This window comes from Pseudomonas sp. G5001, from assembly GCF_013385475.1.
Lineage (GTDB): Bacteria > Pseudomonadota > Gammaproteobacteria > Pseudomonadales > Pseudomonadaceae > Aquipseudomonas.
On record NZ_JACAPZ010000029.1, the window covers coordinates 28,533 to 54,845 of the forward strand.

General features: G+C 54.6%; 26 protein-coding genes and 1 pseudogene. 15 read left to right on the forward strand and 12 right to left on the reverse strand.

Annotated features, from left to right (window positions below; all coding sequences use genetic code 11):
• Window positions 1-14: 14 nt before the first annotated feature.
• From HX805_RS22490 to HX805_RS22495, 3 genes are all read right to left on the reverse strand, one after another.
• Complete coding sequence (locus tag HX805_RS22490; protein ID WP_177080151.1) at window positions 15-2,114, reverse strand: FAD-dependent oxidoreductase; 2,100 nt, start codon at window positions 2,112-2,114, stop codon at window positions 15-17.
• Window positions 2,115-2,555: 441 nt separating this feature from the next.
• Complete coding sequence (locus tag HX805_RS32440; protein ID WP_003210728.1) at window positions 2,556-2,678, reverse strand: PA1414 family protein; 123 nt, start codon at window positions 2,676-2,678, stop codon at window positions 2,556-2,558.
• A gap of 137 nt (window positions 2,679-2,815) precedes the next feature.
• Window positions 2,816-3,709 carry a LysR family transcriptional regulator gene (locus HX805_RS22495; RefSeq protein WP_177080152.1) on the reverse strand — a complete coding sequence of 298 codons (894 nt, stop codon included), beginning with the start codon at window positions 3,707-3,709 and terminating at the stop codon, window positions 2,816-2,818.
• Window positions 3,710-3,813: 104 nt separating this feature from the next.
• Here HX805_RS22495 and HX805_RS22500 point away from each other — a divergent pair, with 104 nt between their 5' ends.
• Complete coding sequence (locus HX805_RS22500; protein ID WP_177080153.1) at window positions 3,814-5,022, forward strand: MFS transporter; 1,209 nt, start codon at window positions 3,814-3,816, stop codon at window positions 5,020-5,022.
• On the opposite strand, the gene HX805_RS22505 is transcribed toward HX805_RS22500, so the two are convergent.
• From HX805_RS22505 to HX805_RS22515, 3 genes are all read right to left on the reverse strand, one after another.
• The gene (locus HX805_RS22505) at window positions 4,934-6,376 is read right to left on the reverse strand and encodes an NCS1 family nucleobase:cation symporter-1 (protein ID WP_087694816.1); all 1,443 of its coding nucleotides are present in this window, start codon (window positions 6,374-6,376) and stop codon (window positions 4,934-4,936) included. The two genes, HX805_RS22500 and HX805_RS22505, sit on opposite strands and share 89 nt — an antisense overlap.
• A gap of 211 nt (window positions 6,377-6,587) precedes the next feature.
• The gene (locus tag HX805_RS22510; protein ID WP_177117336.1) at window positions 6,588-6,995 is read right to left on the reverse strand and encodes a DUF2177 family protein; all 408 of its coding nucleotides are present in this window, start codon (window positions 6,993-6,995) and stop codon (window positions 6,588-6,590) included.
• Between the two features lie 53 nt (window positions 6,996-7,048).
• Window positions 7,049-7,885 (reverse strand): S1 RNA-binding domain-containing protein, encoded by an 837-nt coding sequence (locus tag HX805_RS22515; protein WP_008438162.1) that lies wholly within the window; start codon window positions 7,883-7,885, stop codon window positions 7,049-7,051.
• 323 nt (window positions 7,886-8,208) lie between these two features.
• On the opposite strand from HX805_RS22515, the gene HX805_RS22520 reads away from it, so the two are divergent.
• From HX805_RS22520 to HX805_RS22530, 3 genes are all read left to right on the forward strand, one after another.
• Entirely contained in the window at window positions 8,209-8,388 is a 180-nt protein-coding gene (locus HX805_RS22520) for a hypothetical protein (protein ID WP_003210722.1), read from the forward strand.
• 208 nt (window positions 8,389-8,596) lie between these two features.
• Complete coding sequence (locus HX805_RS22525) at window positions 8,597-9,322, forward strand: TorF family putative porin (protein ID WP_003210721.1); 726 nt, start codon at window positions 8,597-8,599, stop codon at window positions 9,320-9,322.
• 66 nt (window positions 9,323-9,388) lie between these two features.
• Window positions 9,389-10,255, forward strand: coding sequence for a DUF6279 family lipoprotein (locus HX805_RS22530; protein WP_003210720.1), 867 nt, complete (start codon window positions 9,389-9,391; stop codon window positions 10,253-10,255).
• A gap of 3 nt (window positions 10,256-10,258) precedes the next feature.
• On the opposite strand, the gene HX805_RS22535 is transcribed toward HX805_RS22530, so the two are convergent.
• Complete coding sequence (locus HX805_RS22535) at window positions 10,259-10,648, reverse strand: hypothetical protein (protein WP_003210719.1); 390 nt, start codon at window positions 10,646-10,648, stop codon at window positions 10,259-10,261.
• A 154-nt stretch (window positions 10,649-10,802) separates the two neighbouring features.
• On the opposite strand from HX805_RS22535, the gene HX805_RS22540 reads away from it, so the two are divergent.
• Window positions 10,803-11,078 carry a hypothetical protein gene (locus HX805_RS22540; protein WP_102368338.1) on the forward strand — a complete coding sequence of 92 codons (276 nt, stop codon included), beginning with the start codon at window positions 10,803-10,805 and terminating at the stop codon, window positions 11,076-11,078.
• Between the two features lie 46 nt (window positions 11,079-11,124).
• On the opposite strand, the gene HX805_RS22545 is transcribed toward HX805_RS22540, so the two are convergent.
• Entirely contained in the window at window positions 11,125-12,471 is a 1,347-nt protein-coding gene (locus HX805_RS22545; RefSeq protein ID WP_063034035.1) for a DEAD/DEAH box helicase, read from the reverse strand.
• Window positions 12,472-12,664: 193 nt separating this feature from the next.
• Here HX805_RS22545 and HX805_RS22550 point away from each other — a divergent pair.
• From HX805_RS22550 to HX805_RS22570, 5 genes and pseudogenes are all read left to right on the forward strand, one after another.
• Window positions 12,665-13,366: pseudogene (locus HX805_RS22550) on the forward strand (mechanosensitive ion channel domain-containing protein); the annotation flags it as partial.
• Between the two features lie 77 nt (window positions 13,367-13,443).
• The gene (locus HX805_RS22555; protein ID WP_159936656.1) at window positions 13,444-14,895 is read left to right on the forward strand and encodes a site-specific integrase; all 1,452 of its coding nucleotides are present in this window, start codon (window positions 13,444-13,446) and stop codon (window positions 14,893-14,895) included.
• Window positions 14,861-16,753, forward strand: coding sequence for an integrase (locus tag HX805_RS22560; protein ID WP_159936657.1), 1,893 nt, complete (start codon window positions 14,861-14,863; stop codon window positions 16,751-16,753). The genes HX805_RS22555 and HX805_RS22560 overlap by 35 nt, the downstream gene beginning before the upstream one ends.
• Window positions 16,750-18,750, forward strand: a complete 2,001-nt coding sequence (locus tag HX805_RS22565; protein ID WP_159936658.1) for an integrase — start codon at window positions 16,750-16,752, stop codon at window positions 18,748-18,750. Before HX805_RS22560 ends, HX805_RS22565 begins: the two co-directional genes overlap by 4 nt.
• 25 nt (window positions 18,751-18,775) lie before the next feature.
• A complete protein-coding gene (locus HX805_RS22570) occupies window positions 18,776-19,219 on the forward strand; it encodes a hypothetical protein (protein WP_017337083.1) in 444 nt (147 codons plus the stop codon).
• 273 nt (window positions 19,220-19,492) lie between these two features.
• Here the strand turns inward: HX805_RS22570 and HX805_RS22575 are convergent, their stop codons facing one another.
• The gene (locus tag HX805_RS22575) at window positions 19,493-20,611 is read right to left on the reverse strand and encodes a reverse transcriptase family protein (protein ID WP_159936659.1); all 1,119 of its coding nucleotides are present in this window, start codon (window positions 20,609-20,611) and stop codon (window positions 19,493-19,495) included.
• A 72-nt stretch (window positions 20,612-20,683) separates the two neighbouring features.
• A complete protein-coding gene (locus HX805_RS22580) occupies window positions 20,684-20,938 on the reverse strand; it encodes a hypothetical protein (protein ID WP_159936660.1) in 255 nt (84 codons plus the stop codon).
• Window positions 20,939-21,164: 226 nt separating this feature from the next.
• Between HX805_RS22580 and HX805_RS22585 the strand changes: the two genes are divergently transcribed.
• The 4 genes from HX805_RS22585 to HX805_RS22600 all read left to right on the forward strand — a co-directional run bounded on the left by HX805_RS22585 (window position 21,165) and on the right by HX805_RS22600 (window position 23,813).
• Complete coding sequence (locus HX805_RS22585; RefSeq protein ID WP_177117313.1) at window positions 21,165-21,314, forward strand: hypothetical protein; 150 nt, start codon at window positions 21,165-21,167, stop codon at window positions 21,312-21,314.
• 316 nt (window positions 21,315-21,630) lie between these two features.
• Window positions 21,631-22,461, forward strand: a complete 831-nt coding sequence (locus tag HX805_RS22590) for a hypothetical protein (RefSeq protein WP_159936661.1) — start codon at window positions 21,631-21,633, stop codon at window positions 22,459-22,461.
• Window positions 22,462-22,539: 78 nt separating this feature from the next.
• Window positions 22,540-22,692 carry a type II toxin-antitoxin system Phd/YefM family antitoxin gene (locus HX805_RS32640; RefSeq protein ID WP_371317084.1) on the forward strand — a complete coding sequence of 51 codons (153 nt, stop codon included), beginning with the start codon at window positions 22,540-22,542 and terminating at the stop codon, window positions 22,690-22,692.
• 446 nt (window positions 22,693-23,138) lie between these two features.
• On the forward strand, window positions 23,139-23,813 hold the full coding sequence (locus HX805_RS22600) for a hypothetical protein (RefSeq protein WP_159936663.1): 675 nt from the start codon (window positions 23,139-23,141) through the stop codon (window positions 23,811-23,813).
• Between the two features lie 43 nt (window positions 23,814-23,856).
• Here the strand turns inward: HX805_RS22600 and HX805_RS22605 are convergent, their stop codons facing one another.
• Window positions 23,857-24,102 carry a hypothetical protein gene (locus HX805_RS22605; protein WP_371317083.1) on the reverse strand — a complete coding sequence of 82 codons (246 nt, stop codon included), beginning with the start codon at window positions 24,100-24,102 and terminating at the stop codon, window positions 23,857-23,859.
• 427 nt (window positions 24,103-24,529) lie between these two features.
• On the opposite strand from HX805_RS22605, the gene HX805_RS22610 reads away from it, so the two are divergent.
• Window positions 24,530-25,237: a hypothetical protein gene (locus tag HX805_RS22610; RefSeq protein WP_177117314.1), complete on the forward strand. Its 708-nt coding sequence runs from the start codon at window positions 24,530-24,532 to the stop codon at window positions 25,235-25,237.
• Between the two features lie 481 nt (window positions 25,238-25,718).
• Here HX805_RS22610 and HX805_RS22615 read toward each other — a convergent pair whose 3' ends face one another.
• A complete protein-coding gene (locus tag HX805_RS22615) occupies window positions 25,719-26,213 on the reverse strand; it encodes a hypothetical protein (protein ID WP_070994327.1) in 495 nt (164 codons plus the stop codon).
• Window positions 26,214-26,313 lie beyond the last annotated feature (100 nt).

Consider the following 26,313-nt stretch of genomic DNA (forward strand, 5'->3'; position numbering starts at 1 on the left):
TCGCACCCGTTTTTTTATTCCCACATTGCCGAAACCGCCGGCGCTCTGGCCTGGATGACTTCCTGGACCAAAGAGGCCCATACCAATCCCTGCGTGGTGCCCCCGGCATAAGTTGCCCCCGCGACAATGCGGTTGTAGGCGGACCAATGCACGATTGAAAGTCCATCTGCGGTGCCGGGCCTGGCACATTCGATTTGTTGCAAGTCGCCACGTTCGATCGCACGGCTGCAGGACTTTGGAAAGTGTCGAGAAACGGCAGCCAGGCACGCCGCCCGTATCTGCTCCTTGTACTGCGGCGTCGAATCGGGCGGCACCTGCCCGGCGGAGACAAGGATGCAGTTCCCGTCCAGGCGGCAATTCATGACGCCGATTGGCAGGTCGTACTGCAGCTTGAGTCCGCGCATGTCGACACCTTCATCATCAACGGCGCGCAGCTTGAAAAACCAGCCAATGATCGGGATGACCTCTGGCTCGTCCACCCCCATGGCCGTGACGACAAAGTGCTCTCTACTCAGATCGGCAATTTGGACCGGACTCAGGTGCCGTGGCAGGAACTCAACCCCTGAGCGCTGCAAAAGCGTCACCATCTCATCCATTAAATGGATAAATTCCAGATCGTAGCCCGACACCTCAATCGCCCGCCCGACCTCGGGAACTCCATACATTGCCTGGAATTGCAGCTGACTGATCTCTGCAAGCTCTCGCCCCGGCTTGCCACTCGGCCAAGGCCTGTTTTCAATATCCCGTTGCTCGCGGATCGCGGCCTCCGTGCCACTGGAGTCGTCCACATAGGCTCGTACAATTCGCGATCGTGCAAATCGTGCCAGCGATGGGTTGTCGGCCAGGAATTTTTCAAACAGCTCGATGCCTGCGCGATTGCACTCAATGGCCAGGTACTGATTTGCGGGAGTCAGGTAATCGTTAGGCAGCGGTTTTGCAGTCGTCTCCGTTGCTGACAGATGACGCATGTTCACCTGCTTGTGACTGGCACCATCGCGCTGCTGATTTCCTCCATAAACCGTGACCTGATAATTTGCCAGGCGGAACATCACGGCTTGGAGCAGCCCGTTGATACCTCTGCCGATGATCGACACACGCGGCGCACCGGCATCGGCTTGCCGAGAGGGGATCGCCAATGAGTGTGCGAGTTTGCGCCGGACAAGGCCGCGCAAGGCCATCAAGCTCAGTTGCACCGAGACCGCATAGTCGAGGTCGCAATGGCAGGCTTCGGTGGTGGCCGCCTGTGTCGTCAGCGTCGCCGGCTTGTACCACGTGGAGACACTGCAGCCGAGCGCTTGTGTGCGCACCCGAAACGCATCCAGTGTCCTGGGGCCGTAGTCCAATATGAGCTGGATATCTTCGGAGACTGCCAGGGTCTGCAACGCATCGTCGCTAAAGACATCCGGCTTGGCGACACAGACAAGGCGAGCCTTTCTGTGCAGGCACTGAATGAGGGTCCGATCAATGCGATAAATGGATTCATCATTCAGGGATAAGCATAGGGCGACTGCATTGGCCCCCTCGAGCGCCTCAAGCCAGTCGTCAACCAATGAAACCCTACAATCGGAAGAGGCTTTCCCGAAACTGTCCGGCACTCGATCGCGTCGACCCAACACCTTAATCCGAACATCCGGATCTCGAGCAAGCAACAACTTAACAAGCTCTTTCCCTACATTGCCGTATCCCAGTACACAGATGTCATGGGGCAAGGAGCCATCGGCCAGCGTCAGCCAGTGCGCAATATAGGCAGCAACATGCGGCGAATTGACCCCTGGCGTGTTAATCACTCGAACATTGTTGCGCTCGCACAGATCCAATCGGATCTTATCCAGGCTTGTACCTCTGCGGACCAAATAGAGTTCGCCAAATGGGTGGGATATACGCCATTGGTTGATGACGTCGGCATCAATAACCTGGTCTGCGACAATGATCGTTGATGGGCGCAGCAGTGCAATCTGTATAAGCAGAGCCTGCTTGGTTAACGTCGGCGGGAAAAACACCACGTTGCCGGGTGCATCAGCTTTCCAGCCACGCGATGCAGGGGCGATATGCAAGATGTTTTCGGTGGTGGCAATAAGTGACGCGGCGACTGGCGGAACGGAAGAGAACATCATGGTTTTGTCTCCAACAGTTCTGACTGGCTCATACTCCGGAGAGCGCAACTCAATGAAGTTGGGGGCTTGTAAGAACTGCAAACGATACAAATCTTTTCGTGATGAAACTCAACCTACGCCTATCCTAATAATCAAATAAGCCCGTCGACTCTGACAAACAGGTAGTCCAATTCCGATACTTAATGGCAAAACTCGACTGACGCGCACACGTCCGGACTACCAATCGGTATTACCGTGGCATTGTTAAATTAAATATTTGAAGGATTATTCCGAAAGCAGGTGTCTTGAGAAAATCACCAAACCCCGGAAATGAAAACGTCCGGCCAAAGCCAGACGAAGAATTGAAGTACACATCAACGGGTCATGATCAATCATGACTCCAATACATAGGCAAACCTCCTGGCCGCGCCCAAACAAACATGCTTGAGCGCTTTCCAGGACTTACCTGCGACGCGGGCGACGCTGCTCGTCATCGGTGCGGATTGGCACCGGTTGCAACGGTGGCTCGATCAAGCCGAGTGCGACGCCGAGGTCGTGCAGCCAGTTTTGCAGTTTCTCTTTCATGGTGCCCCCTTGGGGTAATGCCGAGCGGCTGGAATTCTGTGGCCGCTTCCTACAGATAGTAGTCTTAAGTCTTACGTATTGCTTGAACGAAACCACAACGAACTATTACTGAATTGATCAAAATCCTGACGGATCGTTCAAGCAATCGCTCGGGTTTCGGTTTCCGGTAGCACCTTGCCCTCCTGCTGCAGGTCAATCCACGCATTGAGGTTAGCGCCGAGCATGCCCTTGCGCCACATCAACCAGGTGGTGGCGCTGGCAAAAGGCTCGGCCAGCGGATGAATGGACACGCTGTCCTTGCCCGGCAGGCTGTCGAGCATCGATTCCGACATCAACGCCACGCCGGAACCGGCGATTACACAGGCCAGCATGCCCTGGTAGGACTCGATCTCGATGGCCCGGCCCATGGCCACGCGATCGTGGGAAAACCAGGCTTCCAGGCGCGCCCGATAAGAACAACTGCGTCGGAAAGTGAACACCGAACGGCCGGCAACATCCTGCGGCCCACGCACCGACGGATGATCCGCCTCGCAGATCAGCAGCAGGCGCTCTTCGCACAGCGGCACGCCGTCGAGGGTGGCCAGGGTCAACGGCCCATCCACCAATGCGGCGTCCAGGCGCCCGGTGATCAAGCCTTCCAGCAGTTCACCGCTGGGAGCTGACTGCACCTGCAGGTTCACCATCGGATACGCCTTGTGGTAACGCGCCAGCAGCTTGGGCAAATGAATCGCCGCCGTGCTGTACATGCTGCCGAGCACAAAGTCTCCAGCCGGTTGCCCGCCCTGCACCGCGCCATGGGCTTCGTCATGCAGGGCCAGCAGGCGCGCACTGTAGTCCAGCAGCACTTTGCCTGCAGGAGAAAGCTGCAAGCGCTGGCGCTCGCGCACGAACAGTTCGACGCCCAGTTGTTCTTCCATCTGTTTAAGCCGGGTCGACAGGTTGGACGGCACCCGGTGCAAGCGCTCAGCGGCACGGGTGATGGAGCCTTCCTCGGCCACGGCCTGGAAAATCCGCAATTGACTGAACTCCATCACCATTCTCCAAAACTGAACAAGTTACTCACTATTATTCATTTTTAAAGAAAGTCAATCCGCTTTAGCCTGATGGTCACTCGCTGCTCCCAGGAAAAACCACCATGTCACCGCTGATCCGCTTACTCGCCAGCTTTATCGCCCTGATGATGGCCATGGGCATAGGTCGATTCGCGCTCACCCCGCAAATGCCGCATTTGCTCAGTGAAGGGCAGATCGACCTGACCGGCGCCGGCCTGATTGCGGCGGCCAACTACCTGGGCTATTTCGTCGGCGCGGTGGATTCGATCTTTGCCCGCAGCCATCACCATGTACGCGGGCGTTTGTACGGCGGGCTGTGGCTGTGTGTGCTGCTGACCCTGGCGTCGTACTGGGCCCACGGGTTCTGGCCGCATCTGTTGTTGCGCTTTGGCACCGGTGTAGCCAGTGCCTGGGCGCTGGTGATGATTACCAGCCTGAGCCAGCCGCTGGCCATTGCGGCCGGACGCCCACGCCTGGGTGCGCTGGTATTTGCCGGGCCGGGGCTGGGAATTCTGTTGACCGGGTTGCTGGCGCTGGGCTCCAACCTGTTGGGGCAAGACTCTGCAACCTTGTGGCTGGTGTATGGGGTAGTCGCCCTGGTCATGCTGCTGGCAATCCTGCCGTTCCTGCCCAAGCCTTCCGCTGCCGACTCGCCCGTTGCCAGCCACACCGACGTGGCCAGCAACGGCAGCATCACACACCTGTGCTGGATCTACGTGTTGTATGGCCTTGGCTACATCATCCCGGCGACATTCCTGTCACAGATGGCCAGCGCGCAATTCAAGGGCGCATGGCAAGCAGACCTGTTCTGGCCCTGCTTTGGCCTGGCTGCCGCGATTGGCGTGGTGGCGGCAAGTTTGCGCCGCAAGGACCCGGACACCACCCGTCGCTGGCTGATGACAACCCTTTGGCTGCAAGCGGCCGGCGTGTTTGCCTGCCTGCTGGGCAACGGTTGGGGGCTGGCGCTGGGGGTGTTGCTGTGCGGTGGGCCATTCCTGGCGTGCATGCAACTGGTGATGGCGCGCTTGCGTGAGGTCGCCCCCCACGGCTACCAGCGCAGCACCGGGTTGCTGACCGCCAGCTTTGCGATCGGCCAATTGAGCGGTCCGTTGCTGGCGTCGGTGAGCAGCCACCTCAGCGGTGGCCTGCAACCGGCGCTGGTGGTAGCAGGCGCCGGTTTGTTGGTGGCCGGATCGGTGCTGGTCAGCCGGCGACCATCGACACAGGCGCGCGAACCTGTTCACGCCGCGCCAACACCAGGAAAAACAGCCCACCCAGGAAGCAGCCGGTAAACCAGGCGAAATTGGCCATGCCCTGCAGCACCGGGGTGAAGGTAATCGCGACGCCCACCAGCGTCGCGGGCACCAGCGCCTTGACCGCCGTCCAGTTCACGCCGCCGTCAAAGTAGTAACGCCCGCTCGGGCTGTCATCGAACAGCGCATCCACGTCGATCTTCTGTTTTTTGATCAGGTAGAAATCCACCAGCAGAATCCCGAACAACGGCCCGATAAACGCGGCGAGGATATCGAGGGTGTAGTGGATCATCAGCGGGTTGTTGAACAGGTTCCATGGGGTGATGAAGATCGAGGCCACCGCCGCAATCATTCCACCGGCACGCCAGCTGATTTTGCTCGGTGCCACGTTGGCGAAGTCAAAGGCCGGCGAGACGAAGTTGGCGACAATGTTGATGCCGATAGTCGCAGTGACAAAGGCGAACGCCCCCAGCAACACAGCCATGTCATTGTCGATGCGCGAAACGGTGGCAATCGGGTCGTGGAGCATTTCGCCGAACACCGGCAAGGTGCCCGAGACGATCACCACGGTGACCAGGGAGAACGCCAGGAAATTTACCGGCAAGCCCCAGAAATTTCCGCGACGCACGTCTTTCATCGTGCGGCAGTAGCGGCTGAAATCACCGAAGTTCAAGGTCGGCCCGGAAAAGTACGACACCACCAACGCGGTTGCCACGATGATTTGGCCAAACGCCTGCCAGCCTGAGAGGGATTTTTCCGCCAGGGTGAAGCTGATATTGGCCCAGCCAGCCTTCCAGACGATCCAGCCTGCCAGGGCAAACATCACCGCATAGACCACAGGCCCCGCCCAGTCGATGAAACGACGGATGGACTCCATGCCCGCCCAGAACACCAGCGCCTGGAGCGTCCACAGGCTGAGGAAACCGAACCAGCCCAGGTACGACAGGCCGGCAAAGTGCGGCTCTGCGTATACCGCCATCTGTGGGAAAAAGCGCAGCACCACGATGATCAATGCACTGGACGCCAGGTATGTCTGGATCCCGTACCAGGCCACTGCGATCAACCCACGAATCACCGCCGGGATATTCGCCCCGAATACCCCAAAGGCCAACCGGCAGATTACCGGGTACGGCACTGCCGCCTGCTGGCTCGGCTTGGCCACCAGGTTGGCGATCAATTGCACAATACAAATCCCGGCGAGCAAGGCGATCAATACCTGCCAACTGGCCAGCCCCAGGGCGAACAGGCTGGCGGCGAATACGTAGCCGCCGACGCTGTGCACGTCGCTCATCCAGAAGGCGAAGATGTTGTACCAGTTCCATTTTTGCGGCAGCGGTCCCAGGTCCTGGTTGTACAGGCGCGGGCTGTAGCCTTTGGGCAATTGTTCGGTCATCGCAGGGCTCCTCGTAAATACCGGCCTGCCACCCGCGACGGGAGTGCGTACGGGAGGCGGCATGGTTTGTATACGAGTTGTTGAGCAGAATGCGTGCCAATGCAATAAAACTCGGCACAATCCCCCGTGGAGCTTGGCTCTTCAGGAGGCGTAGAGACGATTGAACGGTGGTGATTCGCTCAGGGATGGTGCAGGGCAATCCTGTACACAATCAATTGTGCACCCTGCGCGCACATTGATAGCCCACGGTGCAGCAAACGGCAGTCAGGAAGGTGCCCCAGGCGATGTCCATGAAGGCCAAACCGGCCGACCAGCCCTGCAGGGTTGCCCAATTGCTCAGGTCATAGGTGCCGTAGGCTACCAATCCCAGGAGTGCACCAAGCCGCGCGGCACGCTGCCAGCCGCCGCTCGCCAACGCAGGCAGGACGACAAGCACCACACAACCGAATACATAGAGGAGATAGAACGCCACGGCTGGGAACAGGCGCGGCTGATCAAGCATCAACGGGCCGAGCAGCGCTTTGTAGGTCGGGAACATGAGGACACCGAGCCACAGGCCGTCAAGAATCAGAAAGGCAAGCAACGTACCGAGGTAGGCGAAAAGCGTTTTTCTGGACATTGAGGCGGCCTTCTGCAGGAGCAAGCGTGCTCCTACAGAAGAGCAAACCGCGATCAGCTTAGTTCAATGCGATCCGCGTGGATCACAATCTGACCCTGCTTGTAGAGGGCGCCGATGGCCTTCTTGAAGTTGCCTTTGCTGACACCGAACAAACTGCTGATCAGTGCCGGGTCGCTTTTATCGCTGACCGGCAAGGTGCCGTTGTTGTCGCGCAACTTGGCGAGGATCTTCGAGTTCAGGCTGGAGGCCGCTTCTTCACCCACAGGCTGCAGACTCAGGCTGATATTGCCGTCGGCGCGAATTTCCTTGATGAAGCCTTTCTCTTCCTTGCCCGGGCGCAGGAACTTGAACACTTCGTTCTTGTGGATCAGGCCCCAGTGCTTGTTGTTGATGATGGCCTTGAAGCCCATGTCGGTGGCTTCGGCCACCAGCAAGTCAACTTCCTGGCCGACCTTGTAGGTGGCCGGAGTCTTGTCCAGGTAGCGGTCAAGGCGCGCGGTGGCAGTGATGCGCTTGGTGTGTTTGTCGAGGTAGACGTGTACCACGCAATACTCACCGGCGGTCAGCTGGCGCTTTTCTTCGGAATAAGGCAGCAGCAGGTCCTTGGGCAGGCCCCAATCGAGGAATACACCGATACTGTTGACTTCAACCACTTTCAGACTGGCAAATTCACCCACCTGTACTTTTGGTTTTTCGGTGGTCGCGATAAGTTTGTCATCGCTGTCCAGATAAATGAAAACGTTGAGCCAGTCTTCATCTTCACTGGGAATATCTTTGGGGATATATCGGTTGGGCAAGAGGATTTCGCCCTCTTGATCACCATCCAGGTACAAACCAAAGTTAGTGTGTTTAACCACTTGCAAGCTGTTGTAGCGCCCGACTAAAGCCATCTCAAATACCCTCATTGCGTGGGCGGCATTCTACCCGAGTTGACGACGGCGGTCCCGCGTACCGGCGTACAGGCCTGAAAAATCATGGGTTTGCCGAGAAGCGCCCCGCTCGTCAGGTCATCGGGCTGAATCCGGCCAGTACCCACGGCCGGATTTCCTCGAGGGATTCGAGTTAAAACAGCAAGTTAGGTGAGTATTTCACTTAATAATCCAGGCGATTCATAAACCCTGCGTATATTTCAGGGGGATATTTGCCAAGCAATTGTCAAGCATTTCATGTACGATGCATGGCCAAGTTAATTTTCTACAGGTTAGTGGCCGCCATGCGCGTAAAAGCATCCAACAGCAAAGCAAAGCCAGCTCCCGCCGTTGAAACCAGCGAATCGATCAACAGCCAAATTGCTGCATTCCTCAAGCAGGGCGGCGAAATCCAGCAGATTGCCAAAGGCGTAAGCGGCCAGACTTTCGGCCCGTCCAAGCAGATCACCCTGGGTAAAAAGTAAGACTCGCGCATTACACCTGGTCCCTATGCGCTTTGCCTTTCAAGGCGCTAGGACTAGAGCCCGCACTACCCCCTGATACACCCCTTTATTACGCCAATCGACGAACGGGCCTCATCTGCGAACCATCGCCGGTATGCTTGCACACGTCTAGATCGGGCATTTGCCTGATATTTCCCGTTACTGCTCCTCGCTTTTCATGGAGTGAAGCATGCTCAAATCCTGCATATTCCTGGCCGGTGCCCTGTTGGCCAGCCCCCTCGCCGAAGCGCAGGTTTTCCAGCGTGAATTGGGTGATTTCGACCTGAAATTGGGCACGACACCCAGCCGAAGCATGGCTCAAGGCCTGGTAAAGCCCACGGCGCCCGGGAGCGACTCGTTCCATGGCGGCCTGGACCTGAGCCACGGCAGCGGCCTGTACCTCGGCCAATTCTCACCGAGCATGGGCATTTCCCCGACCAGCAACCTGGAAGTCGACTCCTACCTGGGTTTCAAACGCCCCTTCGACCAGACCCTGGGTTATGAACTGGGGATGATTCACTACAGCTATCCCAAGCTGAGCCCCCTCGACAGCCAGGAGTTCTACGGCGGCCTGACCTTGCTGGGCAATCGCTTCGGCGCCTCCTTCAGCAACGACCCGGACCGGCAGGACAGCACCCTGTTCGCCGACCTCGGCGGCACCAAGCCGTTCGGCATCGGCGTCAGCATGAAATACACCACCCACCAGCTCGGCACCCCGGTCTCGGTGGCCGATGGCAGCTCGATCCGCAGCTTCAGCGACTGGTCGGTACAATTTTCCAGGCCATGGATGGGCGTCGACCTGAACCTGATCTACAGCGACTCCAGCCTCAGCGGCGGCGATTGCTCGGCCTACTCCGGACACAACTCGCAATGCGACGGGCTGTTGACCCTGAAGGCCGAGCGGGCGTTTTATTGATGGGCTGAACTGTCGCTGCCCTGACGGGTTCAGATGCAATACTCTCGTCTGCGCAAGGACTCGCTCATGCTGCGTCGGTTAAAATTTCTGGTGATGTTGCTGACCCTCAGCCTGGTGCTTGCCGGCTGCAATCGGGTGGGCCTGGCCTATCGCAATCTGGATGTGATCATCCCCTGGACCCTCAGCGACTACCTGGAAATGAACGCCGGGCAGAAGAGCTGGTTCAACGACACACTCAAGGAACACCTGGCCTGGCATTGCACCACACAATTGCCGGGCTACCTGGACTGGCTCGATCGCCTGCAACAGATGGTCGACACCAACCAGGTGACCGACGCCGCCCTGCAAACCCGTACCGCCGAAGCCAAACAAGCTATTGCCGAGAGCGCCCGGGCGATCACGCCGTCCGCCGTCGAGCTACTGCAGGGGCTGGACGACCAGCAAGTACAGGATATGGAGCAAGCGTTCGCCAAGGACCTGCGCAAGCGTCAGGACGAATACCTGAAACCGCCCCTCGAGCAGCAGATCAAGGAACGCGCCGAGCGCATGAACAAGCGCCTCGATGCGTGGCTCGGGCCGTTAAGTGCCAGCCAGCAGAATCGCGTCACCGCCTGGTCGATCGCCTTGGGTGAGCAGAACCAACAATGGATTGGCAACCGCGCCCACTGGCAAACACTATTTATCGCAGCCGTCAAAGACCGCCACAGCAGCGATTTCCCACAGAAGATCGAGCAACTGCTGGTGAACCGCGAAAGCCTATGGACGCCGGAATATCGCCAGGCCTACGCCCAGACCGAAGCCGCTGCCCGCAGCCTGATCGTCGACCTGATGGCGGAAAGCACCGTGCAACAACGCCAGAAGCTGACACAAAAGATCGACAAGGTGCGCAGCGACTTCAAGGCACTTAAATGCCTGAAGGCTGGCACCCCATAGTCATCAGGCAATCTGTGGTTTGGAAGCCAGTTCATCAAACGTCGCCGGATCCAGCGCATCCGCCTGCTCGTCCAGCACCTGACGCGGGTGATTATCACCGGGGATACAGCTGTCGATCAGGCTCAGCAACTGTGAGCCGCGCTGGGTCAATTTGAAGTTCTCACCATTGCCGCACTCTTCCTCTGACCGCGACTCAATAAAGCCGTGCTTGAACAACAACGCCTCGTAATCCGCCGCGAGCTTTTTAAACTCATCGAGATTACCGATGGGCTCTCCGGCGGCGGCCCTTTTAGTCGCTTCTTCCTCGGCGTATTTGCGTGGGGCGAAGCTGGCGCCACCGTTCTGTACCTCATGCAACAGTCGTTCGATCAAATCCCAATCGTAAGTCGTCATCCTGATTCCTCCTGAAGGCACACGAAATAGGCCCTTCAAAGGTGTGACATGCCGGACCCGTCGTCCGTTCAGCCTAGCGGACGGACGCGATTTCGCTGAACTTTTCAGTGCTCACGGCCCTCAACCGTTCATCACCGCCATGGAGGTCCGAATCATGAAAACCCTGCTGAATATGGCCGTCGCCGCCACGCTGCTTGCCGCCCTGCCCGCCTGGGCCTGCACGCCGGAAGAAGCCACCGCCAAACGTGAGCAACTGGCCAAGAAGGTGACCGAGCTCACCCAACAGAATCCAGAGAAGGCCAAGGAGATCAACGAAGAACTGCAGAACATGAAGCTGGAAACCGCCAGCGCAGACCTGCCCGACAAGTGCCAACTGATCGACCAGCGCCTCACGGAACTCAATGAGGCGACCGACAAAACTAAAAACTGAGGCGAAAAAAAACCGGACATTGTCCGGTTTTTTTATGGCTCAAGCCTTACTCGGCAGCCGGTGCTTCCGGCTTGCGGCGCTTCAGAGGCGCCATGCCGTCCTTGCTGACCAACGACAGGTTGTCGGTCTTTGGACGGTTGGCAATCTTGCGCTTGGTCGGCGACTTGGCACCGGCCTTCTTCTTGTCGCCCTTGGCGTCGACCTTTTTCTTCTTCACGCCAACGGCCTTGCCCGATGCCTTGACCTTCTTCGGCCCGCCGTAGGTGCCTTTGACTTCCTTGATGGTGCGGCGCTCGAACGACTGCTTCAAGTAGCGCTCGATGCTCGACATCAGGTTCCAGTCGCCATGGCAGATCAGCGAGATCGCCAGGCCATCGTTGCCGGCACGCCCGGTACGACCGATACGGTGCACGTATTCGTCGCCGCTGCGGGGCATATCAAAGTTGATCACCATGTCCAGGCCATCCACGTCCAGGCCGCGGGCGGCAACGTCGGTGGCGACCAGGATCTTCACGCCGCCTTGCTTGAGGCGGTCGATGGCCAGCTTGCGGTCCTTCTGGTCTTTCTCACCGTGCAGGACGAACGCCTTGTACTCCTGAGCCACCAAGCGACCGTAGATGCGGTCGGCCATGGCCCGGGTGTTGGTGAACACGATAGCCTTCTGATAGGTCTCGTTGGCCAGCAACCAGTTGAGGATCTGCTCTTTGTGCACGTTGTGGTCAGCAGTGATGATCTGCTGACGGGTGGTCGAGTTCAGGTCGCTGACGTTGTTGACCTGCAGGTGCTCAGGGTTGTTCAGGACCTTGGCGACCATGTCGCGCAGGGTCGAACCACCGGTGGTGGCCGAGAACAGCATGGTCTGCTGGCGGTTGACGCACTCTTGCACCAGGCGCTGCACGTCGTCGGCAAAGCCCATGTCGAGCATGCGGTCGGCTTCGTCGAGCACCAGCACTTCAACTTCCTTGAGGTCCAGGTTGCCGGCGTTCAGTTGTTCGATCATCCGGCCCGGGGTGCCGATCAGGATGTCCGGCACCTTGCGCAGCATGGCGGCCTGGACCTTGAAGTCTTCGCCGCCGGTGATCAGGCCGGACTTGATGAAAGTGAACTGCGAGAAGCGCTCCACTTCCTTCAGGGTCTGTTGGGCCAGTTCGCGGGTCGGCAGCAGGATCAGGGTCTTGATGCTGACACGAACTTTCGCCGGGCCGATCAGACGGTTAAGAATCGGCAGGACGAAAGCGGCGGTCTTGCCACTCCCGGTTTGAGCCGTCACCCGCAGGTCACGCCCTTCGAGCGCGAGCGGGATGGCCGCTGCTTGCACAGGCGTTGGCTCGACAAATTTAAGCTCGGCCACGGCTTTGAGCAGGCGTTCGTGCAGGGCGAATTGGGAAAACACGGGTGCTACCTCGAAGAAATACAAAAAAACAGCTGCATAGGGTAACGGTTTCGGGCGCTCAGGCCGAGTTTCTTTACGCGAACTGGGTTAATCAGGCGCTTTTTTGTCAGGGGATTTGTCCACAACCACAACTTTGACGTACTTAAATGCTCTAATCGGCCCGTCACGTCTTACAGAAGAATCGCGTTTACCCATGGATATCAAACAGCTCTGGCTCAACGTCAAAGACCTTTGGGGCACCCTCGACGAACACCCGCTGCTGCATTCCAGCCTCGCGCTGATGGTGTTGCTGGTAGTGGCATTGCTGCTCGGACGAGTGGCCCGCTACCTCATCCTGCACGCCGTCAAGCTGCTGGGCCGGCAACCCGCGCTGCACTGGCTCAATGACCTGCGGCACAACAAAGTCTTCCACCGCCTGGCGCAGATGACGCCGTCGCTGGTGATCCAGTTCGGCCTGTACCTGGTGCCGGACCTGAGCAAGACCGCCACCCTGTTCATCGGCAATGTCGCCCTGGCGTTCACCATTCTGTTCATGGTGCTGGCGATCAGTGCACTGCTCAACGCCCTGCTGGACATCTATGCCCGCACCGAACACGCCCGCACCCGCTCGATCAAGGGCTATGTGCAGTTGGCGAAGATGGTGCTGTTCGTGTTTGGCGCAATCATCATCGTCGCCACGTTGATCGACCGCTCGCCACTGCTGCTGCTTTCCGGTCTGGGTGCAATGTCGGCGGTGATTCTGTTGGTCTACAAGGACACCCTGCTGTCGTTCGTCGCCAGCGTGCAATTGACCAGCAACGACATGCTGCGGGTCGGCGACTGGATCGAAATGCCCCAGGTCGGCGCCGACGGTGACGTGGTCGACATCACCCTGCACACCGTCAAAGTGCAGAACCACGCGTGAGCTCCTGCGATTTGACGGATCCCGTGAGCTGACCTTAAATGGACGGACATTCTCTTAGAGTATTGTCCATGCCTGAATTAGCCGGAGCTTCCCAAGGCAACTATCACAAGGTCATCCTCAAGGATGTCCGTCTTTGGGAGCCTTGTAATGACCAGGATTCGACTGAATGGCTTGCGCTTCCAGATAACAACACAGGCGACCGCAAGGGTTATTCCATTAGGCCCATGCACCTCCAGCCGCAGTCCGCTCCACGACTCTACGTAATTGTCCAACCAGATGGGGGTCTTTGGCTTGAAGGCTGCCTCTACTTATTCTGGTGCTGGTCTGTAAAGGGAATCAAAGATTCCACCGCTTCGAATGCCGCAGGCGACCTCTCAGACATGATGAACAAACTGACAGACGGTGAAAGAACTTATGACATCTTTCGGGGCCCACAGTCAGAACGGCCAACGTATTACTACAAATCCGAGTTGAAACTTGAGATTGCTCGGGGCCAAATTAAGCGGAAAACAGCGAATCGCAAAATCGGGAACATGATTGGTTTCTACACATGGAAAGTAATGTGCCGGAACTTTAAGCCCGAAGCTGAAATGTGGATATCGACAGTTAAGCGCCGTCGTTATACAGACGCGCATGGAGTCGTCCAAGTGAAGGAAGTGATGGCGACTGATTTGCCCTTCAAAGACAAAGGATCCATATCGACTGGCCGCTTCATCCGTGATGGGGGCAAGCTCTTCCCAATTAATCGCGAAGATCAACAGTCACTTCTCGATGCCCTAATCCAACTGGGGAATACCGAAATGCTACTCACCCATGTAGTAGCGCTTACAACAGGAATGAGAATTCAGTCAATCCTAACGCTTCGGCACAGTTGCGTAATTAGTGGCATAGGCGCGGACAACGACCCCTTCAAATATTCACTCCATCCTGTAACTATAGGAGATGGAGAAATGACCGAAGCTAAAGGCGGCAAAAATCAGGCTGTCGAAATGCCCGCATGGGTTCACCACATGCTAAATATCTACATACATTCTCAACGCCATACAGAGCGCGCCGAAAAATCACCAATAACGGACAACGCTAACCAATACGTATTCCTCACACGAACGGGAAAACCATACTACGTTGCAGAAATCGACCAATCGTTGTTTGGCTTCAGCGCTGAAAAGGGATCTGCAATTCGTCAATTCGCGAAGGTTATTCAGGAACAACTTATGAAAAACAATACATCATTCAACTACCAGTTTCACGATCTACGAGCCACGTTCGGAATGAACTTACTCGAGGACTATATGCAAAGATTGAACAAGGGCGAAATGAATCAACTGGAACTGTTAGACAAACTCAGAAACAGGCTGAATCACGAAGATGTGAACGTAACCTTAGGATACCTCAAGTATAGAAAGGATCATCCGATCCTTGCCCAAGCTCAAACCGAGGTTGAGGCACACCTGGAAGCCATCGTCCTAAGGGAGATCTCCAAGCATGATAAATCAAGAGCGGCACCCCTACGAAATTAATCTTCAAGAATACACACTTGACCAATTCCGCGCTGTAATTACGGCCAGACCTATAGAAGGTCTCGTACTGCAATGCACCGATGACCGTAGAATCGACCTCGGCGCACTCTGTTACACCGAACGCAATTTTGATAGCCGAAAAATGCCTAAGCCAGTCCAGGCTGACTCTTTCGCCGCTCATCGCACACCTTACATTCAACATTGGTGTCTCGAGTACGCCGCAGCGTACCATCTGGGTGGTAGTCCATATACCCTATATACAAATGCGGTGGAGCTGGTGGCGTTTGGTGACTGGTCTGATGACAATGGACACAATGATTTTCTCGAGTGTGCGAATTCTTACAAGCGGGCTCTTGATGGATACACTCATCATTTGATCACTGAAATGAACCGTGAAGACGGAATTTCTGAATACACGGCCAGCCGACTCCAATCTCAAGTATTGAGAACCGCTTCGCTTTTTTACCCAGTAGCCGCTATCAATTTTCGAAACGACTTACCCATCATCTCTGCTAATAGTTCCTCTTCAAATCCTACGAAGACACCATCAGAGCAAGCCATGGCCGAGCATTTAGTGGTCTGCCAATACTTGTTTGACGGCCTCGCCGACTTCGTTCTTCAGAAAAAGTCTTTTCCCCATCGAATTCCGTACATGGAAACTGAAGCACTTTTGTTACCTGCTGAATATGCAATCACAACGCCGGCGATTATTGACTCTACCTGGAAGGTTGGCCATAGCGTCATTTGGGATTATCGGTTGGGCGAAGTGAACTCTCTCGAACAGTGCATGGTGAAAGCAAACCAGTCCCGTCATCAACTAATACCCCAACGAGAGCAAGCGCTTGAGCTTCTTCGAAACGCAAATGCTGACATTTATCACCAGAAGCGTATGTGGCTCGCAGGGTTGGCCCAAGATGCGTTTATCTCCATGTTTGTTGCAAACGCAGGTATAAACGAATCGCAGCTAAGAAGGCTTCTTTGGTCTGAAACTTATGAGACGTCCACGAGCGACCATGCAGGCTTCGTCGTCATAAAATACCGGGCTGGCGACATGGAGCAGCAGTTTGAGATCAAAAAGACATTTCATAAGCAATTTACCAAATTTCTTAAGCTACGTGGTTTTCTATGTCGCAAGAAGACTTCCACCTACTTATTTATAAATTACAAGAAAAACAACACGGCGAATCGCCCTATCAAAGCTAACACCATTCACAGCTTTAACTCTCAGGTACGCAGCTTCCTTGACCCTTTACATCAGGGGCTAAACTTCCAAGGCTTGAGAAAGTACAAGTCCGTCTACCTGCTATCCCAAAACTATACTATCAGCACCGTTTCTGCAGTAATGCAGAACAGCAGTGACACCATTTTGAAACATTATGCACAAGCGGAAGAGAAGCAAGCAATAGACGAGATATCCACCACATTAAGCTATGTCATCACCATTCTGGAGCGCGAACTTAAACTCCCTACCCCAGGGGGAGGATGTTCCGGGGAGCCTCCTTCTGAGGTAGAGGAAACGCCGGAGAACTATCAGCCTGATTGTCGAAACTTTGTTGGGTGTGTTTTCTGCGATGAGTTTCGATTGCACGCTGATGAAGACTCAGTACGCAAATTGCTCAGCATGCGATACGTAACCAGAGAAAGATTGTCTTCATGCGAGGACATAAAGCAATTTAATGCGGTACATGGCAAAGCCATTGAAAAAATCGACTCTATCCTGGCAGAGCTCTTAGAATTAAGGCCAGACATGAAGCCTTTGATAGAACGCGTGCAGGATGAAGTTGAGCTAGAATACAAACTGTCTCCCTACTGGGAGTCCCTCTACGGGCGTTTACTTCGACTCAAGGTGATCAAATGACAGACAACACTCAAAATTCGGGTCGAGCCCACTCTAATAGTTTTTCTGTTTTTCCCACCGATCTCAGCTTTCTGGGCACAGATGTATTCTATGGAATGTCCTTTGCTAGACTCGATTCGAACACGGTGGTTTCCCGCACGCAAAACGGTGAAATCCTGTCACGACTATCATCCGACGAGTGGATTCTTCCCGCCTTTGCTTTCCATGTGGGCGACAATATCTATTTTAATTTCCTGCCATTCTACAACGTTTGCGATCACAAAAACCATAACGTTGAGACTTGCAAAAAGCTTTTCATTATCAAGATGTTTTCAAAAAATCTGAAAAGTGGTCGACCACTACGATTGAGCACCATGCACTCAACGCATCAACTGCTCGCTAAAATCAATGACCATTGCGTATTACACAATCTTAAGCTGGAAAGCATTTTCGAAGAGTTTGACCTTTTCAAAAATTTTCAAGAGGAACTGACTCCTAGCATGAATAAAGCGCTGGTTGCGCTTGTCCGAACTTTGAACAGCATTGACAGCCTTGAACGCGGATTCCCATTGAATGGAACAATATTTCCATACATGCAAAAAGCAGCAAAAGCCATTAGAACTGAGGGCAAACAATTCCCTATCATCCCCAGCAGGATACTTCTATTCAAATATCGCCAATATCACGCTCACATAGATGACTTCTTAGAACATCACCAAAATTTATTCGCCTTGTTAGATCGCGCAGCGGAAAACCCGTACTATGGGAAATCCAATAAAATCCACACCAATCCAAATACGAGAGCATCAAAACTAGCGACGGCGGAACACTTAGCGCTGCATATAGATAATCCAACCAATTTCAAGAAAGCTGTTCAAGAATACAATCTTGATACCTTGTGCGAAAAATATCAATGGAAGGCGATCATTAATGTTCTTGGCTTTATTACTAAAGTATCGCACTGCGCCAAGAGCCTGATCCACCTATACACCTTGATGCGCGACCACGAAGTTAAAGGATTAACCACCGATTGCTTAGAACGCGTTAAGGGATGGAATAATGATGCACTCTACGTCGCCGGCATCACGACAAAACTCTATAGCACATCGAAGCCGACAAAATGGATTACCACAGATGCAATCCTAAAACCGGTCGACACTCTTACCAAAATCAACCGATTTCTCTCACCGCATTTCAAAACCCCCAATAACCACCTTTTAATTTCGGCAGCAGTACACCCTGTTGCAAATGCCAAACCGTCGAAGGACTACTTGGTAAAAAGAATGGGAGTGGAGGCTGGGTTAGACCCTATACTCATTACAGAGGCTGACATTCAAGAACTTGAAGCAGTCGACCCCCTGAGAAACTGGCGTAGCGATCCGAAATACAAGATAGGAGCTCCTTGGATAATATCTTCTCATCAATTTCGTCGCACCATGGCAGTATTTTGCGCGCAAACAGGACTCATCACTTTACCTTCGTTAAAGAGGTTATTGGGACATCTGACCAAGGTGATGAGCCTCTACTATACTAGGGGATGCTCCGCTCAGAATTACCACTTCAACCTTATCAATCCTGAGCTCGCAGCCGAGCTCAGGAGGGCAAAATCCGAAGCTGACGGTGCCATGTATATTCGTGAAGCACTAAGAACCTCAGAAAAACTGCTAGGCCTCAAAGGTATGGATATCTCAGGCCAGCGCTCAAGTTCCGTTTGGGTAGATCGCGCCGTAGCTGAGACGGTGCAACTAGCAGCTAAAGGCCTAGCGGCCTACACCGAGATCCCACTAGGTGGTTGCGCCTCGCCCGTGCCCTGTGATAAGCGTGCTCATGGTAATTTTTTCACGTGCCCTGGATGCCGCCACCTAATCGGGAAACAATCTGTCCTAGATGCCACATTAGAAATCATGAAGTTTGATATTTCAGAGCTTGACTCCGACAGCATGGAGTACAAAGCTGAAATGCAAAATCTTAAAGATTTTACTGAGCTTCGTGACAGGCTTATAGCCAAATCAAAATAATTTTTTTGTTAAGTATGGAGCGAGCATGTCTACTACTGAAAACTTTACGACCACCCTTAAGCCTTATTATGACGCCCTCAATCGCATTATCGACGGCTCACCCGACATTGTAGACAAGGATACTAAAATCACCTTGAACGCTGTAGCTATTGAGGCTGGCAAAAGCCCAGGAAGCATTAAGAAGAGCCGAGACGTATATAAGCCACTGATCGAAGAGATTTTAACCCGAGCCGAGCAACAAAAAAAGCTGGTAAAACCGGGCGCCTCACAAGTTCAGCATGCCAAAATCAAAGCCAGCAAGGCAAAAGCAGTTGCTGATGATTACAAATCTAAATATGAGGCAGCGTTAGCACGGGAACTCATGTTAATAATTGCTTGGGATGACGCCAACCAAGAACTACGAAAAGGCAAAGTCGTACCGATAAGGCCCCATGTTAGGCCTCTGACTGATTCTAAAGAGAAAGAATAATGGGGCAAGGTACTTGAAGTTACTCCCCCGGAGCACTCAAAGCCAAGATCCGTCCCGGCTTTACCACCGTCAAAATCAAGCAAGCCCTCAAGCGCTACCTTGGGAAATCGAATCGAGCCGCCACAGCGCTATCCTTGCAATTGTTGGAAGATGCCTGCCCTTCAAGCGCTTGAGGACTCAGAGATAGTGTGCAGCAGGCGGCAGCAGACCAGTGACTAGGCGTACAGCAGCCACTTCCAATCCTTCACTCTCATCCTGGCTGCGCGGCTTTTGCTAGCCCGCTTCCCACGGCAGATCCACCGGCAGCTCAATTTGCAATTTGCTGGCCGGAATTAAGCTCAGATCTGCGGAGACTTCCCTAACCATCTGTCGCTGAAACTCGGCACCTGCATATCGCTCCAAAAGTGGCGCACGCGTCAGTAATACTCGAACGCGAGCCTTCAAGCGCTGCCCCTCTGGATGCCCACAAGCGATCAACCTGCCTATGCGTCCCATTACTCGACGCATCTCCTTTTCATCATCAGCGGACAGATGACCTGAATTACCCTCGACGCGATCCTCCAGCTGTTTCACGGCGGCGCGGATAGCCAATCGGTGTTTTTTGGGAAGCCCTGTTATTGGCCCGCTCACCACTAATCCGGTCACGGTGACGGCGTCAGCTTTATCGCCAGTAATCAGTGCTTGCCCGCGCTTACGAACATGCAGCTTGCTTCGCTTCTGCAGGCAGCCTTTCTGACCGAGCATCCATGTGACAGAGGCAACAACTTGGGTGGTAGTAGCTTGATCAATACGAGTTTTGCAAGAAACAGTGATGTCATCTGCGAAGCGCGAATACGCCAGTCCCTGAGCTTTAAAGCGAGTGACGAGCGCCGGCTCGATATCCCAAAACACTAGGTTGGCCAAGTAGCTACTTGTACTCGCCCCTTGTGGAACCTGGCCCTCACGAGTAACTAGATCCGCAAGCAGAGTGGCTACATCTGCGGAGAAACGGAAGAGACCCACGAACAAGCGATGAATGTGCTCGTTTGTAATTGACGGGAAGAAATCAGCGATGTCCTGAAGGATGACTGTCTTGGCGCCGGTATGAACCCGAGCGTTCGAGTAAATGCTGCGGGGTAGCTTGGGATCTCTGATACCGCCGTGCAGGTATCCAGGGAACGAAACCTTGCTGAGGATCCGATCCACGATCTTGCGCTGGATCGTCTTCAGAGGCTCATGAGCGTCATAGGTATGTCTGGGTGTTATGCCGTCTTTTTTTGTTTGCGGGACATATCGATAAAGGCGAGAGCTACGATGAGCAAGTGCGATTAGCCTCTCGACAGGCTCTCCGAGAGCACGTGCTAAGGCGCTGATGCTGTGGATAGGGCTATGAGGATAGAACGGAGCATCCATGTCCAAGCTTCCGTTGATGGGCCGGCCCCGAAGAACCGGCCCCTCTGAATTCGAATGATGTGGTTTGTTGTGTCATGGGAGATTCTCAATAAATGGAATCACCACTGTCTCGACAAAATCCCAGCCCTCAACAGCCTTTTCCCATAACCAGATGCATAGACGAATACGTGCGATCCACTTGAGCAGGGTTACTGCCTTCGCCTTTACCCACGCAATCCGACCCGCTTTAGGTTCTTGAGATGGAGCTATCTCGATGACACGAGCATCTTCATTGTTGTGCATAGACTGACGCGCCTTGCGGCGCGCTAGGTTCTTTAAATTAACCATGACTGATGTTCCCAACGACAGGCGAAATTGCCCCGCCGCCAAGCATTCCGGGCCGAAAGGAACGCTGAAGATGCCACTACAAACCACAGTTCTGCTTATCAAGTCCCTTGATAAGCCGTCCGCCGCATTACCGCCGCATCACATTTCGCCTCAACGCATCAAACGATCAGAGACAAACCCTTGGATCACCTTTGGGATTGCCCTAGGCGCTAAGCACTGAGGAGCGATGGGCAGCATCAACCTGTGCGGCGAAGAAAGCCAAGGCGAACACCAAGGCGACCAGTTTCCCGGTCAAAAACCGCAAGCCCAAATTTCAGTCATATTTAAAGAGCACTTGGGTGGTAGCACCCAACAGATTCAGTTTTTATCAGAATAAACAAACCGGCGACAACTGTTATTTGTTGCAAGAGTTGTTTTTCGTCTAAGTCGTATTTTTGACTATATAAAGCGTCAAAATTTAAGTGTCGCTCGTATTAATGCCACTTAGGAAATTGAGCATCTATCGAGTTGTCGAGTTGGGCTCGTTGACCTATGATCTCACTAGGCGGTGATGGTCGCCTGGCGCCTGTTTCGCGAAGCAATAGCCCATCGTAGATGCACCCCACGTTTTACCTCGGTATGTCCCTACCCAGACGCTGCCCGGTGAACAGGCAATCGGTAACCAAAGCGTTGATGGTTTTGGAGACATTGCTTTGTCTGATTTTTCCCCTCTCAGCATTTTCAAATCGCAAGCCAAGCAGCATGGTCGCCTTCACGACATGAAGCTTTCTGCTGCCCAAGAAGCGCTTGCGCGCCAGGCAGGGTTCGAGGAGTACCACGAGCTCGTCGTTGTGGCCCAGCGAACCCCTGCGGATGCTCGTTTGATGCTCGCCGCCTTTGGCGTGCGTGACTTCAAGGACGCGATCCACGAGGACGATGTGTTCTCCGAGCTGGATCAAGAGCTTGAGCACCTGCTTTCCAGCGCCATGGACGAGACCAACGCCAGTGAGTTCGCCATCGGTGATAGCGAGGTGGACTCAGTCGCCTATGACGATGCGACTGGCGCACTCAGGTTGGGCATGTCCATCGACTGGGAAGGGCAGCAGGATCCTGGCCGTGTCTACTACGGTAGGGTTTTTTTCCTTAAGGCGGATGTTAATCTGATTCGGCGGAATGGCAGGTGGTCGCTCGGTGAGGACGGTGTTTGCATCATCACTAGCGAAACGGATGCAGACCGTGATCGCAGGACTGAATGGGAGGACAGGGCGCACCAACAGGCCGCTGAAAGCGGGGAGCACCGTCCCAGCATTAGCATGGCGCAAGCGCTGGCCAGTGGCCTTGAGATATCCCTAGAGGATGCGGAGCTTCTGGCAGACGCGGAAGTTAGGGGGCACACCTCGGATGACGGGATGATCCACAACTATTGGGTGGACGTTGAGCCGTATGCCGAGGGAGCTCTGCGAGCAGATCTGTTGGCCCGGTTCGGCACCTTGGAGTTCGAGGTGGACGTCAATTCCTTCGACGACTTCCATCCTGAAATGTGAGTGAACTGGGATGGCTGGCTGCGGATGCTGGCCGCCTTCAACTCCGTCCATACCTTCTTCGCCATGGGAGACTTCAGCATGCAAGTCATCAGCGCAACGCAGGCAAGGCTGCGTTTCCGGAGGATCATGAAGCTTCTGCAGGAGGGGCACTCGCTCGTGATCACCAAGAACGGCAAACCGGCCTGCAAGCTAGTGCCGGCTGAAGTCCCACGACATGCACACGGTGAGTAGCTTAAGTAAAATCCACAAAGAAATCCGCAAAACCTTCGAGACTTTCACGCTGTAAGCCAAGCGTGGCGGAGCTTTCAGGGAATTCTTGAACCCGCAAACTTGGTGGCTCGCCCCTACGAGGACGGCTGTCGTGAACCGCACCCTGGCTTCGCCAGGTTACGACCCGATCGGGCTTCCATCCTCTCGCCTTTGGCCCATCATGGGCCGGCGCGCTCCGCTTGCGCTTGTGACCAAAAAAGGATGGTGACCTTTGTTTAGGCGGTTCCGTTCTGAATATATCGGTTCTGCCCGTTGGATGAGGCCAAGCCATCTAGGCGTTTTACCCGGGGTGTGCGATAAACCCGGCCTGGCGCCTGAGCGCTTTCTGTTCGCTGTGTTCACATTGATCAGAGAAAGCCCTAAGAGGTTCAGGCCATCATCTCTGCAAGCTGAGTACACCGGTTTACATGACAACAACAATTGATGACCAAATCACACCGTTGCAAGAGCTCAGAATTCTGCTCTGTCTTATCCGCCATGCGGACGAAAAAGGGGGCGTTGACTTCGACAATCCCGACGTCACGGCTGCTCTGGGTAGCCTTGTAGGTAACTGGAATGCTCTGGAGTATCTGCTTTACAAGCTCGATCAGGCTGGTGTGGTCGACTACTCGGATATTGGTGAGGATGGCTTCAAGCCAATCATCATATGCGTCGTCGACGACGGTACTCATCACTACGTCGCAGCATTGGCTGAGAAGATTGAAACGGAATACGTCGCCCTGGATCAGCGCATCACCGACATTCTGACCTTCAATCCTAGCGCCCTGACCAATCGAATCAGCGACACGAAGCGTCAGATCGATGAGGTCAACAAACACGTAGCATCAAACGAACTCCTTAAGCCGTTATCCGGCCCACTGCGCGAGATTCAGAGCCATTTCGATAGCATCCGCGTGGTGTCAGAGGGTTATGAGCACATCTATAAAAATATCATTCGACCTGTCCAAGAGGAGGGCAAGTCAGGGGTTAAGGCTACGGTGAAGTGGGCCATCCTCAGCATCCTGATTTCCACAGCTATCTCGCTGGTTATCAGCAACTGGTCATTCTTGAAGGATGGAGTTAAGACTTTGTTTGCTACCTGATCCCCCTTTCCCCGGGCAGTCAGGACTTGGTGGCAATACGGTCTCATCGCTCGGCAAGGCCCAACCACTCAGGCGGACTATCAATGCTGGGTTTGACCCAGCCTACCCAGTGCGTGCAACTGGTAGTGATGACGGTTTGATACAGGTGATCCGCTTCGAGACGGAGTCGTTCGATCTCTTCGGCTGCTAGCCCTTCATCTACCGCCTTCTGATGAGCTCGGATGGCCTGGAGGGCCTGCTGCAAGAGCGGCTCGCCGGCCTCGGCCATGCCCAGAAGCGTTCTCTTCATCGCGATCTTCCGGATCGGTTTGCCCGATGGGCCTTTAGGTGCTCAAGCTCTTGGTGCCAGACCACCACGAACTTCTCGAAATCGCGCAGATAGGGCCCCTCTGCCAGGTGGATAGACCCAACACTCGCCGCCTGGAAGTGAGACGTCCAAGTAGAGAGTAGTAGTCGGGTTGCAATCCTAGGCAGAGCTGCCCTTGGTCTTCCTCTATGTCCCCTGAGGACTCGTGACAGACGATCAGTCGTCAAAGGGCCTGGACAACTGCCTCCAGCGATGTAATATTGTGCCTGATTGACAGGCGCCCGCCTCAGACGCAACGACTCAAAAAAGGCATAAAACGCTACACCCCTTCTGCTACCGACCTCTGTGTTGATGCGGGAAATCGTTGCCATTGAAAAGTGTCCCGACCAATCACTCTGAGGTTACGCCCATGTCCAGCTTCCTTGCTTCTGCTGTTTACCACACCGACATCCAAGCCAAAGAAATCGGCCTAGATGCGCTTTCGCGAGCCCAGCTTTCTGAACTTACTGCCCCGCTCCTGGGGTACGAAACACGACGCCACCTCTCCCAACGTCTTGCCAATATCCAGCAGGCGATAGCCCGTCCCGACGCTGCCATTCTCGTAAATGAAAGGGCCGCTGTGCGTAAAGCGGCGGTCTTTCTCGAAGAGAACGAAAAGCCTGTCGCCGCCGCTCGGCGCTACGTGGGCCTTTTGATCGAGAACATCCGGCAGGAGATTTCTGCACCGGTCTACGCGGTCGATGGCGCCTTCCTTGACGACCATCTGGATCCTCACGTCCCAGCGTTCTTCCTAGCCGAGCTACACCGAAACGACGAAGTCCGTGCCGCCCATGAGAAGGTCAACGCGCCATGTGAGTTTGTCGAGATCGATGATGTCGACGACGTCACCGACATCTGGACTTCCCGCGATAAGTGGCGCGTTAGCTGCGGGGTAGTGATGTCACCCAAAGGGCCAGATGGTAAGGCCTATCACGGCGGCGAGTACCTATTAGCCGGCACCCAGATTGAGTATGAAAAGCTTGATCGGGCCGTCATCTCCATCAACCCCTGCTTCCATTCGGCTTGGGCGAGCGCTAATCGTTATCACGCCGGTATGGGTGGGGAGCGGATTCGCTAACCTCGCATAGCCGAAAGTGCTCAAGCTGGTCAGGCTCCTACATGCCCAGCTTGGGCAGGCCCACGGTGACTGCATCTAGAGCCCGCTTCTACGCGGGCTCTACCTCGTATAGAGCTGGTAAAGCTTACTACCCACTGTGGCCGACCAGCACTCACCCTGCCTGACACAACACGGCCTGGTCTCGATTACTCGATATTGCCCACCAAGCAACCGATATCACGACTATGCCCAAGCTGGCCGCCTGCTAATGACCTTTCTCAGCCGGCCCGCCATGTTCGGGCGACTACTAAGCGATTACGCGTGTCCCGGCCAAGGGAGGCGTTAGAAACGCGACCCTTGATGCCTGCTACGCACTGAAGTTATCGGCGTTTATCTCGCTCCTGCTGGCTCAAAGGCGACTCCTTATCGCGCCGTTGGTACTCAGTGGTGGGTGGAGGGGTTGGCGTTTTTTGCTCGCTACTTTGTGGTTTTTTCTCATCCGTCATGCGATCAACTCCCTGACAATGGTAAGTACGGCGAGTACGGCAAATGCTCCCGCCCCGATAGTGATTTCCTGGTAGGCCAAACCTAGAGGTTTTGACTTCTCGTCGATAGCCGCTTTGAGGATCTCAAGCGTGTCGACATAACAGTTATAGATATGTGTTTTCTGAGCGTCATCATCTACCGCCTTCAAATATTCTGCGGTTTCACGACTTGAGGGGAGACTCGGGTAGGCTTTAATGCTAAGTGCACTGAGAGCGTGCCCCCAAGCGCAGGCTATAGCGAACGCTGCCACCACAAAAGCAACCAGCGCCCCCAAGGCCAGCGGCGTTTGGATCTGGAAGATAACCCCATTTTTCATTGCCGCTAAGGCGCTAAGTCCTGCAACCAGGACTGACACAGCTGTGAAAAATTTAGCACTCTTATTCTCCACCTGATCGAAACGAGCTTGCTCCTCTTTGAACCTATCTTTCAGGTACGAAATCGTTTCATTCATCGAAGCGTAAGTCCCATGCTGAGCGGCCCATAGGCACAATCACCCTCGAACCTAATCGCGGTATAGTAGCGATATGGAAGCATCGGCAGAAAGGAATTTG